Origin of the sequence: Thermomonas sp. (assembly GCF_020850895.1) — a bacterium.
Taxonomy (GTDB): Bacteria; Pseudomonadota; Gammaproteobacteria; order Xanthomonadales; family Xanthomonadaceae; genus Thermomonas.
Window position 1 is genome coordinate 26,785 of sequence record NZ_JADZDS010000081.1, and the last position, 11,928, is coordinate 38,712.

14 protein-coding genes and 1 pseudogene are annotated in these 11,928 nt (G+C 65.7%); 5 read left to right on the forward strand and 10 right to left on the reverse strand.

Annotated elements, in window-relative coordinates:
- Positions 1-23: 23 nt before the first annotated feature.
- Positions 24-740, reverse strand: coding sequence for a hypothetical protein (locus tag IT472_RS07685; protein ID WP_297180542.1), 717 nt, complete (start codon positions 738-740; stop codon positions 24-26).
- On the opposite strand from IT472_RS07685, the gene IT472_RS07690 reads away from it, so the two are divergent.
- Positions 723-1,280 (forward strand): hypothetical protein, encoded by a 558-nt coding sequence (locus tag IT472_RS07690; RefSeq protein ID WP_297180544.1) that lies wholly within the window; start codon positions 723-725, stop codon positions 1,278-1,280. The genes IT472_RS07685 and IT472_RS07690 overlap by 18 nt on opposite strands.
- Before the next feature lie 61 nt (positions 1,281-1,341).
- On the opposite strand, the gene IT472_RS07695 is transcribed toward IT472_RS07690, so the two are convergent.
- Positions 1,342-1,608: a DksA/TraR family C4-type zinc finger protein gene (locus IT472_RS07695; protein ID WP_297180569.1), complete on the reverse strand. Its 267-nt coding sequence runs from the start codon at positions 1,606-1,608 to the stop codon at positions 1,342-1,344.
- 98 nt (positions 1,609-1,706) lie between these two features.
- On the opposite strand from IT472_RS07695, the gene IT472_RS07700 reads away from it, so the two are divergent.
- Entirely contained in the window at positions 1,707-2,276 is a 570-nt protein-coding gene (locus IT472_RS07700) for a peroxiredoxin (protein WP_297180546.1), read from the forward strand.
- Between the two features lie 20 nt (positions 2,277-2,296).
- Here the strand turns inward: IT472_RS07700 and IT472_RS07705 are convergent, their stop codons facing one another.
- On the reverse strand, positions 2,297-4,366 hold the full coding sequence (locus IT472_RS07705; protein WP_297180548.1) for a M13 family metallopeptidase: 2,070 nt from the start codon (positions 4,364-4,366) through the stop codon (positions 2,297-2,299).
- A 141-nt stretch (positions 4,367-4,507) separates the two neighbouring features.
- Here IT472_RS07705 and IT472_RS07710 point away from each other — a divergent pair, with 141 nt between their 5' ends.
- The gene (locus tag IT472_RS07710) at positions 4,508-6,334 is read left to right on the forward strand and encodes a DUF885 domain-containing protein (protein WP_297180550.1); all 1,827 of its coding nucleotides are present in this window, start codon (positions 4,508-4,510) and stop codon (positions 6,332-6,334) included.
- A 99-nt stretch (positions 6,335-6,433) separates the two neighbouring features.
- Here IT472_RS07710 and IT472_RS07715 read toward each other — a convergent pair whose 3' ends face one another.
- Positions 6,434-6,670 (reverse strand): helix-turn-helix transcriptional regulator, encoded by a 237-nt coding sequence (locus IT472_RS07715; RefSeq protein WP_297180552.1) that lies wholly within the window; start codon positions 6,668-6,670, stop codon positions 6,434-6,436.
- Positions 6,670-7,164 (reverse strand): DUF2975 domain-containing protein, encoded by a 495-nt coding sequence (locus IT472_RS07720; RefSeq protein WP_297180554.1) that lies wholly within the window; start codon positions 7,162-7,164, stop codon positions 6,670-6,672. Before IT472_RS07720 ends, IT472_RS07715 begins: the two co-directional genes overlap by 1 nt.
- 263 nt (positions 7,165-7,427) lie before the next feature.
- Between IT472_RS07720 and IT472_RS07725 the strand changes: the two genes are divergently transcribed.
- Together IT472_RS07725 and IT472_RS07730 are read left to right on the forward strand one after the other, a co-directional pair.
- Entirely contained in the window at positions 7,428-8,351 is a 924-nt protein-coding gene (locus IT472_RS07725) for an ABC transporter ATP-binding protein (RefSeq protein ID WP_297180556.1), read from the forward strand.
- 14 nt (positions 8,352-8,365) lie between these two features.
- Positions 8,366-9,118, forward strand: coding sequence for an ABC transporter permease (locus tag IT472_RS07730; RefSeq protein ID WP_297180558.1), 753 nt, complete (start codon positions 8,366-8,368; stop codon positions 9,116-9,118).
- A 10-nt stretch (positions 9,119-9,128) separates the two neighbouring features.
- Here IT472_RS07730 and IT472_RS07735 read toward each other — a convergent pair whose 3' ends face one another.
- The 5 genes and pseudogenes from IT472_RS07735 to IT472_RS07755 form a co-directional block, all read right to left on the reverse strand.
- Positions 9,129-10,055, reverse strand: a complete 927-nt coding sequence (locus tag IT472_RS07735) for a M14 family metallocarboxypeptidase (protein WP_297180560.1) — start codon at positions 10,053-10,055, stop codon at positions 9,129-9,131.
- Between the two features lie 137 nt (positions 10,056-10,192).
- Complete coding sequence (locus IT472_RS12320) at positions 10,193-10,606, reverse strand: hypothetical protein (protein WP_343231821.1); 414 nt, start codon at positions 10,604-10,606, stop codon at positions 10,193-10,195.
- On the reverse strand, positions 10,594-10,827 hold the full coding sequence (locus tag IT472_RS07745; protein ID WP_297180564.1) for a hypothetical protein: 234 nt from the start codon (positions 10,825-10,827) through the stop codon (positions 10,594-10,596). The genes IT472_RS12320 and IT472_RS07745 overlap by 13 nt, the downstream gene beginning before the upstream one ends.
- 93 nt (positions 10,828-10,920) lie before the next feature.
- Positions 10,921-11,469 (reverse strand): cytochrome b, encoded by a 549-nt coding sequence (locus IT472_RS07750; RefSeq protein WP_297180566.1) that lies wholly within the window; start codon positions 11,467-11,469, stop codon positions 10,921-10,923.
- 102 nt (positions 11,470-11,571) lie between these two features.
- Positions 11,572-11,928 (reverse strand): annotated as a pseudogene (locus IT472_RS07755) (acyltransferase); the annotation flags it as partial.

Consider the following 11,928-nt stretch of genomic DNA (forward strand, 5'->3'; position numbering starts at 1 on the left):
ATTCGAACAGCGACCAAGAGTCGTCACGCCGCAGCAACGAAAATGCAGGCTTTCTTCGTGGCGAGCCGTCCCCAGCCCGCAATGAAGGCGGCGAGGCGCGTCGGGAGATGCCGACTCGCTCCGAACCGCAGGCCCCGGTGTTCCAGCGCCAGGACCGCCCGCAGCGGCAGGATTTCCCGCGCCAGCAGCGTGACGCCAGCGAGGACCGCCAGGCCCCGGTGTTCCAGCGCCAGGACCGCCCGCAGCGTCAGGATTTCCCGCGTCAGCAGCGTGATGCCAGCGAGGACCGCCAAGCCCCGGTGTTCCAGCGCCAGGACCGCCCGCAGCGTCAGGATTTCCCGCGTCAGCAGCGTGACGCCAGCGAGGACCGCCAGGCCCCGGTGTTCCAGCGCCAGGACCGCCCGCAGCGCCAGGATTTCCCGCGTCAGCAGCGTGATGGCCGCGAAGACCGCCAGGCCCCGGTGTTCCAGCGCCAAGACCGTCCGGAACGCCCGGAAATCCAGCGCCCGCAACGCCCAGGCCGCGAAGACCGGCAAGCCCCGGTATTCCAGCGCCAAGACCGTCCCGGCCAGACGCCGCGCCCGGAACTCCTGCGTCCAAATCGCCCGGAACCGCAGCGCCCGGTCGCGCAGCTTCCTCGTCCGGAACTCCAGCGCCCCGTCGTCAACCCCCCGCCGATGCCACGCGTGCAGCAGCAGCGTCGCGTGGACCAGCAGGTCCAGATGCACAACCAGTGGCAACGCCAGCAGTCCTATCAGCGCTCGCAGTACAACCGCTACGATGCGCAGTATCACCGTCACAATCGGCATGAAGGCTCGCGCTACATGCGTGATTACTGGCGGCGCTGGCTGGCCCAGCAGTTGCTCTGGAGGTCCTACCGCTTCGACTACTACAACAACGGTTTCTTCTACACCCCGTACAACTACCGCTATCGCTACGGCAACGGCTGGGGCTACACCAACAGCTACGGCATCAGCTTCCTGCAGCAGGCAATCCGTGACGGCTATCAGGAAGGGTTGTACGCCGGCCGCGCCGATCGCAGGGACCACTGGCGATTCGACTACCGCAACAGCTTCGGCTACATGGATGGCAGCTACGGCTATTACGGTTACTACACCGACCTTGGAACGTACCAGTACTACTTCCGCCAAGGCTTCGAGCGCGGTTACCGCGATGGCTACTACGACCGCTACCAGTACGGTCGCTACGACTATAACAGCGGTTCGGCCACGATCCTCCCAGCGTTCCTTGCAACCATCCTCACCGTGGCGATGTTCTGATCGCCACATTCATCGAAGGCACCTTGACGCCCGGCTCAACGCCGGGCGTTTTTTCGTGCATTCACCGCAACTGGCTGTCCTTGCAGCCGCGGCGGTTGTAGCCGGAATACATCGCCTCCTCGCGATCACGCGCCGTTTGACACGCCACGCACAGACGCACGCCGGGCACCGCACGACGACGCGCTTCCGGAATCGGCGTATCGCATTCCTCGCATTGGTCGAGCCCCGGCCCCTGCGGCAGGCGGCTGCGCGCACGCGCGATACCGTCCTTCACAGTTGCGTCGATTTGCTCCTGTACCGCGCCGTCTTGCGCCCAGCCGGTGGCCATGCTCATGCCCTCGCCCACGTAGCACCGACCATACGCCTTTCACGCGGGTGATGTGAGGCACGAGTAAGCTCGAGGCCTCGCCCCATGGATCGACGCCCATGCGCACGCTGCTTGCCCTCGCCCTGACCGCTACGCTCTGCCTGCCTGCGCTGGCCGCGCTCAAGCCCGGCGCGGCTGCCCCCGCGTTTACCGCACCTGCGTTTCTGGCCGGCAAACCCTTTACCTACGACCTGAAGGCCGCGCTGAAGCAAGGGCCGGTGGTGGTGTATTTCTTTCCGGCGGCGTTCACGCCAGGCTGCAACGCCGAAGCCGCGGCGTTCTCGCGTGCGATCGACCGTTTCAAGGCACAGGGCGCCACCGTGATCGGCGTCACCGCGGGCAATACCGAGCGTTTGGCGGCGTTTTCGAGCGATACCGAAAAATGCGCTGGCAAATTCCCGGTCGCCGCCGATCCAGGCGCCAAGATCGCAGCCACCTTTGACGCCACCATGGCGCTGAAGTCCGATCTGGCCAGCCGCACGTCCTACCTGATCGGACGCGACGGCAAGGTGGTCGCGGTCTACGATGCGATGAACCCGAACCAGCACGTCCAGCGAATGCTGGATGCGCTGGCGACGCTCAGGGCACGCCCCGCATCCACGCGTGTGCCCGCTTCTCCAAGGCATTGAAGCGATCGGCGAATACGGCCTCACCAGATCCGCACGCGCTGTTCCGGCGGCAGGTAGAGCGCATCACCCGGCTTCACGCCGAAGGCCTCGTACCACGCGTCGAGGTTGCGCACCGGGCCATTGGTCCGGTACGCCGGTGGCGAGTGCGGGTTGGTGCGGATCAGGTTCAACATCGCTTCGTCGCGGTACTTGCCGCGCCAGACCTGGGCCCATGACAGGAAGAAGCGCTGGCTGGCGCTGAAGCCATCGACCACCGGCGCCGGCTGGCCGTGCAAGCTGAGCTGGTACGCCGTCCAGGCCATCGACAGGCCACCGAGGTCGCCGATGTTCTCGCCCATGGTCAACCCGCCGTTCACGCACTGGCCCGGCAGCGGGCAATAGCCGTTGTACTGCGCACCCAGCGCCTTGGTGCGCTGTTCGAAGCGGGCACGGTCTGCATCCGTCCACCAGTTGCGCTGGATGCCGTCGGCATCCGACTTGCTGCCCTGGTCGTCGAAACCGTGACCCATCTCGTGGCCGATCACCGCGCCGATGCCACCGTAGTTCACCGCCGGATCGGCGTTCACGTCGAAGAACGGTGGCTGCAGGATCGCCGCCGGGAACACGATCTCGTTGAAGGTCGAGTTGTAATAGGCATTGACCGTCTGCGGGGTCATGAACCATTCGTCGCGGTCGGTCTTCTGACCGACGCGGCGGTTCTGGTCATCGCGGTTGTAGCGACGCAGCGCCATCACGTTGGCGATGAGGTCATCCGGCGTGATCGTCACGCTGGAGTAATCGCGCCACTTCGTCGGGTAGCCGATCTTGGGCCGGAAGGTGGACAGCTTGCGGTAGGCCTCGGCCTTGGTCTCCGCACCCATCCAGTCAAGTTGTTCGATGTTCCGGCGCAGCGCGGCGCGCAGGTTCTCGACCAGCTGGTCCATCGCCGCCTTGGCTTCGGGCTTGAAGTAGCGAGCCACGTACAGCTCGCCGACCGCATCACCGAGGCCACCACGACCACCAACGAAGGCCACCGCCCGCTTCCAGTCGTCGCGCTGGGCCTGCTGGCCGGACAGCACCTTGCCGTTGAAGGCGAAAGCGGCATCGTCGATCTCGTGACTGAGCAGGGACGCATTGCCGTCGACGGCATGGAAGGTCAGGTAATCGCGCCAGGTCGAAAGCGGGGTGGCGTCGATCAGGGCGATCACCGGCTGGATCACGTCCGGGGTGCTGATGTTGAGGTCGGTCGGCTGCGGCATGCCCTGCGCGCGCAGCTGCGCCGCCCAGTCGTAGCCCGGGTACTGCTCCTGCAACTGGGCAAAGGTGCGCACGTTCCAGGTCTTGTCCCGATCGCGCAGCTTGACCTTGTCCCACTGCGGCCGCGCCAGCGCGGTTTCAAGCTGAAGCACCGCCTCGGCGCGAGCTTTCGCGTCGGTTCCGGTGACGCCCGCGAAACCGAGCATGCGCTGGATATGGTCGAGGTAAGCCGCGCGGATCTTGACGAAACGCGCATCGCCGTCGAGGTAGTAATCGCGGTCCGGCAGGCCCAGACCACCCACGCCGAGGCTGACCTGATAGCGGTCGGGATCCTTGCGGTCGGTGCCAACGTACAGGCCGAACGGCGCAGTGCTGCCATCGATCCCGGCGCGGCCGAAGGCGTCGATCAGGGCCGCCTTGGAGTCGATCGCGGCGATCCGGTCCAGCACCGGCCGCAATGGGGTGATGCCGGCGGCGTCGCGGGCGCTGCGGTTCATGTAGCTGGCGTACAGATCGCGGATCTTGCGGCCATTGCTGCCGGGGGCAAGATCGGCGCGCGACTGCAGGCCTTCGATCAGGCCACGCACCTGTTCGTCGGCCTGATCGCGCAGCGCATTGAAACTGCCGTACGAGGTTTCGTCGGGCTTGAGCTGATAGCTGGCAATCCAGTGCCCGCTGGCGTAGCGATTGAAGTCATCGCCCGGATCGACAGACAGGTCGCGGGAACTCAGGTCGATCCCGAACTCGCCGAGTTGGGGCTTGTCTGCAGGCACGACAGGGTCAACGGCAGGCGCGGCGGCAGCGGCCAGCGACAGCGACAGGGCAAGACACAGACCAGACAAGCGCAGTTTCACGGGCAGGCTCCGGGCAGGTGAAGCAGGCACGCTAACCGACCCCGCGCAGCGCCGCCTGTGCCGTTGGATGGGTCAAGCCGAACCCTGTCGCCGGAACCGCAGGCGTTGTACCGTGGCGTTTTCCGCCTGTTGGATCACCCCATGCGCCGCACCCTGATCGCCACCGGCCTGACCGCCCTGCTAGTCGCCAGCACCGCCATGGCCACATCCGCCAGTGCGCTGGCTGCCACGGCCACCGGTACGGTGACCGATGCCGCGAACGATACCCGCGCCAGCGCCGACGCCCGCTTCGCCGCACTGTCGCAACAGACGCTGGATGCGTGGATGCGACTGTCACCGGTGTCCGCCACTCAGACCGGCGATCATCGATTTGATGACCGCCTTGATGACCTGAGCACCGCAGGTCGCCAGCAGCGCGAGGCGACCGAGCAGGCCCTGCTCGACGCATTGAATGGCATCGACGCCACGCAACTGTCGCGGGAGAACCAGGTCGATGCCGCGATCCTGCGCAACCAGCTGCAGTCCGACCTTTGGAACACACGGGTGCTGCAGTCCTGGGCTTGGGACCCGCAGGTCTACAACGACCTCGCGGGCAGTGCGATCTACGGCCTGATGGCACGCGAGTTCGCGCCGCTGCCGCAGCGCATCCGCGCCGCCACCGCGCGGATGGAGCTGATCCCGGCGCTGTTCGCGCAGGCCCGTACCAACCTCGACCCGGCGCGGGTGCCGTTGATCCATGCGCAGACCGTGGCACGCCAGAACAAGGGCATCCTGTCGATCGTCGAGACCTTCATCACCCCGCACCTGTCCGAACTGCCGGCCGCCGATGCCGCACGCACCCGCGCCGCCATCGAACAACTGAAGACCGCGGTGGCGCAGCAGCAGGCATGGCTGGACACCACCCTGGTACCGAACGCGCGCGGCGAATTCCGCCTCGGCGCGGAGAAGTACGACCAGAAGCTGCGCTTCTCGCTGTCGTCCGACCTCAGCCGTACCGAGATCAAGCAGCGCGCGCAGGCTGAGATCCGGCGCGTGCGCGGGGTGATGTATGGCATCGCCCGCGACGTGCTCAAAGACAAGCCCAATGCACCGGCGCTGCCGGAAGCGCCCAGCGACGATCAGCAGCAGGCCGCGATCGAAGCCGCGCTGGCACTGGCCTATGCCCACCGTCCGGCACGCGACGGCGTGGTCGATGCGGCCAAGGCGGCCTTGCAGGAAGCCACCGACTTCGTGCGCCAGCGCGATCTCGTCACCCTGCCCGACGCCCCGGTGGACGTGATCCTGATGCCGGAATTCCAGCGCGGCGTGGCGGTGGCCTACTGCGACTCGCCGGGGCCGCTGGACAAGAACCTCAAGACCTTCTTCGCGATCTCACCGATCCCGGACGACTGGACCCAGGCGCAGACCGATTCCTTCCTGCGCGAATACAACGATTCGATGATCCAGCTGCTGGCGATCCACGAAGGCGTGCCCGGCCACTATCTGGAAGGTTGGCACTCGGCCAAATATCCGTCGGTGCTGCGCGGCGTGCTGCGTTCGGGCCTGTTCGCCGAAGGCTGGGCGGTCTACACCGAGCGAATGATGCAGGAACAGGGCTACCTCGCGAATGATCCGCTGTTCCATCTGGTCCAGCTCAAGTTCTACCTGCGCACCGTCGCCAATGCCATCCTCGACCAGGGCGTGCACGTCGATGGCTGGAGCCGCGAACAGGCCATGCGATTGATGACCCACGACACCTTCCAGCAGGAAAGCGAAGCCGCCGGCAAATGGACCCGCGCCCAGCTCACCTCGGCGCAGTTGCCGACCTACTTCGTCGGTGTGCAGGAACAGCTCGACCTGCGCGAGGCCGTGCGTGCGCGTCAGGGTGCCGCCTTCAACCTCAAGGCCTACCACGACCAGGTGCTGTCCTACGGCGCGCCACCGGTGCGCTATGTGCGCGCATTGATGTTGGACGAACCGATCCGGTGAGAGGCAATCCCGGCGTGATTGGAATTGCGGATGCGGATGTGCGCAAATTTCTGCAATGCCTGCGTCGGGATCGTTGACCCGAGCGCAGGCCCTCAGGACTCAATCCTCATCCGCGTCACCGGAGTCCTCAGGACCGTCGACATGCCCCAGCAGGTCGCCCGGTTCGCAGCGTAATGCCGCGCAAAGCCTTGCCAGCGTGCGGAAGCGAATGCCCTTGACCTTGCCGCTGCGAAACAGTGACATCTGGGTTTCGCTGAGGCCCACCCGCGCGGCCAGTTCACGCGCGGTCATGCCGCGTTTGGCCAGCATCGCATCGAGCGTCACCTGGATCGGCATCAGAGAATCTCGTCCAGTTCGGCCTGCACCGCGCGCGCTCGGTCGATGACCCTCGCCAGCAACACCAGCGCCGCGCCGACCACGCCCAGCACGATCCCGGACAAGTCGAAATAGGCGTAGCCGCCCTGTCCGCCTTCGATCCAGCGCGACAGGTTGGTGATCGCGAACACGCTGAGCAAGGCACCGATCAGCACGCCGATGCCGATCTGGCGCAACGCCCGACCCAAGGTGGCGTGGAACAGGCGGCCCACGGCGAGATCCGCCAGCGCACGCTGCACCGCCCACAACGCCCACAGATAGCCCAGCCCCGGCAGCAGGCGCACCAGCCGCAACAACAGCAGTGTTCCGTCATCGGTGCTCGCGGCTGAAGGTCGCCACGGCAAGCCGCTCGCGCCCAACGCCAGCAGCAGGAACAAGCCGGCGAACACCACCAGGGTGGCCACGCGCAGCAGGCGGCACTGGTGACGGAAACGGGCGTGGTCAGGTGCGGGCATGGGCGGGAATCCGGGCATGAATCTCGGGCTGCGCTGAACAAGTCCATCCAGGACTTGTCAGCGCGCGCACCGTCCGGCACATGTCCGGACGGCGCTCTCGGGAATCAATCACTTGGGTGACTGGTTCCCGGCCGATCGTCCATGGTCGGCAGGCAACGCCTAATAAATCAACGTTGCCCTAGGCTGGAAATTTAATCTTGACTTAAATTTTTCATTCGAGCAAACTTTATCTATTACTTAAATTTTCATTACGGATAAAGCCCATGCCCCTCGCCATCGAAACCCAGGGACTGACCCGCCGCTTCGGCGAGCGCATCGCTGTCGATGCCGTCGATCTGCGCGTCCCCGAGCGCAGCGTCTATGGCTTTCTCGGCCGCAACGGTGCCGGCAAGACCACCACCATCAAGCTGCTGCTGGGCCTGCTCAGGCCCGATGCCGGGCTGGCGCGGATCGTCGGGATCGATGTCGCAAAGGATCGCCTTGCGGCCGCCCGCAATGTCGGTGCACTGCTGGAAGCGCAGGGCTTCTATCCGAATTTGAGCGGCCGCGAAAACCTCGATCTCTGCCGTCGCCTGCTCGGCCTGCCCGCCAGCGAGCCCGAGCGCGTGCTGGACGTGGTCGAGATGCGCGCACATGCGCTACGCAAGGTGGCCGATTATTCGCTGGGCATGCGCCAGCGCCTTGGCATCGCCCGCGCGCTGTTGGGGAACCCGCCGGTGCTGGTGCTGGACGAGCCGACCAATGGGCTGGATCCGGAGGGCATTGCCGACATGCGTCGCTTCCTGCGCGACCTGCCCGAGCAGGCCAATGCCACCGTGCTGGTGTCCAGCCACCTGCTCGGCGAGATCGAACAGGTGGCCACCCATATCGGTGTCCTCAGCCACGGCAAGCTCATGTTGCAAGGCGCGCTGGAGGACCTCAAGGCCGGGCTGGGCGCCGCGCTGGAGATCGGTACCGATGCGCCGACGCAGGCCGCGGCCGTCCTGCATGCGCAGGGGTTCGAGGCGACGCAGCACGCGGCCGGGCTGGTCGTGCGACTTGCCGCCAATGCGCAGGAACAGGACGCCGCTGCGCACATCAATCGGATGTTGTGCGAAGCCGGCGTGCGCGTGCACGCCCTCGTCCCGCAACGCCGCTCGCTGGAAACCCTCTATCACCAGGCCGCTCAATCCGCGGCCCTGTCCTGAAAGGCACGCCCACCATGTCGAACCATCAGGCACCTCGTTTCGCCACCGTGCTGGCAGTCGAGCTGTACAAGCTGCGCCGTTCGCTGGCCCTGTTGCTGGTCGTCGTCGCGCCCTTGCTGATCGCGGTGTTCGCGTTCTTCAACCTGCTGCGCACGAACAAGCCGATGGCGTGGGATCTCTGGCTGACGTCCTCGGCCGCCATCTGGGCCTTCTTCATGTTGCCGATGAGCGTGACCGCGCTGACCGCCCTGCTGGCGCAGACCGAGCACGGTCCGCGTAGCTGGGACACTCTGCGCGCGCTGCCGCTGCCGCGTTGGCATCTGTACGCCGCCAAGGCGGTGTGCGCACTCGCACTGGTCGTGGCAATGAGCCTGCTACTGGCGAGCCTGACACCGTTGGCGGTATTCACCGCAGGCCTGATCAAGCCGGTGGCGGCGGCGACCGCTACGCCGGATGTCCATGCATTCCTGCTCTTGCTCGGCCGCATCTTCCTTGCCGCGTGGCTACTGGTCGCGGTGCAGCTGTGGGTGGCGCTGCGTCAGGCCAGTTTCGTGCCGGCGCTGGCACTGGGCATCGGCGGTACCTTTTTTGCGGTGGTCGCCACCTCGGCCAAGGCCGGACTGGCGCTGCCCTGGCAGATTCCGGTGAATCAGTTGGCCAGCGACCCCGCGCGCGCCGACATCGCCCTGCTGCTGGGGTTTGTCGGCGGCCTGGTCGTGTTCGCGTTGATGCTGTGGCGGATGGACAAACGCGAAGTGCTGGACTGAAAGCGCGCTCTTATCCTGCGTTCGCCAGCGCGTAATCCAACCCCGCGCACACCGCCGTCGCCTGCGCGTCATTGCACTGCTGCGGGCTGGCGCGCGGGCTGTCGGGGTAGACCTCGGTGGTGGTGGTGTAGCGCGCGCCAGTGGTACCCGCGCACAACCCCAGCTTCGCCAACGCATAGCGGATCACGCCTTCTGCCACCACCGGCGAACCAATGAGGGTGCCGTCCATGTCCGACATCGCGATGTGGGTGACCTTGGCCACCGCCTGGATGATCGCCTCCTGGAACGCCGGTTGCGGGTCTTCGCTGTTGTCGACCAGATAGAAGCCATCGGGGATGCTGCCGGGCGTATGCGGCTTGCCATCGCGCGCGGCCAGTGCCGGGCGGAATTCGGATTCGTCGCTGTCGGTGGTTTCGTGCAGGTCGATGTGCATCAGCACGCGGCCATGCAGCGGCCGCGCCATTGCCCACAGCGCCGCAGACTCCGGCGCCGGACTGTCAGCGTGGAAACAGCGGTTCGGATCGAGTGCCAGCGGGTTCCAGCGTTGGATACGTTCATAACCCCAAGGCGAAACGCATGGCGCCACCAGCAGGTTGACGCGCCCGGCATAGGCCTCGGCGTGGCGTTCAAGGAACTGCAGCGCGCCATGCACGCCACTGGTCTCGTAGCCATGCACGCCGCCAGTCACCAGCGCGATCGGAAGCGAGTCATCCCAAGTGCGGCTGCGCACGGCAAACAGGGGATAGCGACCGTCGGAGCCGTAGTCGAGTTCGCCGTACTGCTCGACATCGAAACGCGAGCGCAAGCCTTCGATGCGGACGACCACTTCGTCCTGGTAGCTGCGCCGCTTGGTCTGCAGCGCGCGCCACTGGCGCTTCTCATCCTCGCCCCAAGCTTGGCCCGGGGTGCCGATGGCGTGGAACGGTGCTGACGACATGCCTGCTTCCTGACGATTGCGAACCTGCAACTCTAGCACCGCAATGCGGCCTGACGACTCCGCACTGTGCGGGTGTGCGTCACGGATTCAGCACGAGCCGACACCACATCCCACCCGCCGACCGGCGGGCATCGGCATCAATCGCGGATCACCAGCGCCGCGGCTTCGTTCAACGTGCCGTCCGCTTCGAGGACGGCGTACTTCTTCCGGTCCGGGTCGAACACCACCGGGATCAAAGGCTGGAACATGGGGTGGCGGATGAACTTCAGCTCCCAACCGAACTTCTCGAGGCTCGCCAGCGTCAACCGCTGCGCCTCGTTGAGCTCACGCTGCAATTCGCGCGAGGAGTGCGTTTCGCCGGTACGATGTTCCTTGTCGGCCATGTGACCATCCCCGTTCGCGTGACTGGCGGCAGTCGGGCACCTTGCCATTCGGGCGAAGGGTACACGATGCGACGCGGCGGGCAACGGGCCTCGCCCGGAAAAGCAAACGTGGCCATCCACACCGGCAATCTCAATCTGCCTGGATCGCGCGGGGTTCAGCCGCTGCATTCACCGCAGCAATTGGAGGCTTGCTGTTCCACCACGATCGGCGGGTAGCCGACCTGGGCCAGGGCCAGGCGCAGCTCCTCGCCATCCATCCAGACCGTGGCCCGCAGGCTGCCATCACGCGGATCACGATCAACGATCGCCGCCGGATCGGCTTGCTGCAGTGCATCGGTGATGACTGCCAAGTCCGGCACGTCGGTTGCCAGCCTGATGCGATATTCCATTGGATCCACCGCTTTGGTCTGCGTTGTCGCGTATGGCTCGCATGCTGCGCTTATGGGCGTCAACCCTGCGTGATTCCGATCAGGCCAAGACGATCAAAGCATGCGCTCCAACACGTTGTCGCGCTTGATCCAGTGGTGCCAGAGCGCGGCCAGCACGTGCAGGCCGATCACCCAGTAGAAAACGGTTCCGATCGTCCCGTGGATGTCTTCGAGCTGGTGGCCGAAATCCTTGTCCACCGTCACCGGCACGGGCAAGGCGATCTGGGTGAACGGAATAAAGACTTGTTTGCCCTCGTAGGCCGCGGTCAGGCAGCCCAGGATCGGCATCACGATGAAAAAAGCGTACAGGGACAGATGGATGAGCTTGGACAAGGCCGCAGTGAACTTGTCCAGCGGTGGCACGATCGGCGGTGTGCCGCCGCGTGCACGCCCGGCAAGACGCAGCCAGACCAGCAGGAGGACCGCGATGCCGGCCCAATAGTGCCCCTGCATCATCGCACTGCGCGGCGCACTGCCGCGCGGGAACGACCCGTGAAACTCGACCAGGACATAGACCGCCACGATCAAAAGCGCCATCCACCAATGCAGCCGGCGAACCACGGCGACATAACGCGGACGGGTCAGAATATTGACGGTTTCCATGGACCCCTCGGAAAGTACGGGAGCGCCAGAAGCGCGCCTCGATGCGCAAGCGACACACGGTGGACCCGCGAAGTCTACATGTGCGTGGTTGCGTCTGCTTGGTCAGGGACCCGTGGGGCCCAACATCAGGTCCAAGTCGGCATCCTTTTCCAACCACAGCCCGTTCATCCAGTGCTGGAAGCGAACTCGGAACTCGCGGTCATTCTGGTAGTCGCCGCCGGCCAGCTCGGCCGGGATCGGCCGCTGCCGCACCTGCGCCCGCACCTCCGGCACGCGGTTGGCCAACAGATCGAACAGCGAGGGCACGCCGCCCGGATAGGCGATGCTGACATCGAGGATCGAATGCAGGCCCTGCCCCATCGCGTCCAGTACGAACGCAACCCCGCCGGACTTGGGCTTGAGCAGGTGCCGGTAGGGTGAAGTTTGGCGGCCGTGCTTTTCCGCCGTGAAGCGGGTGCC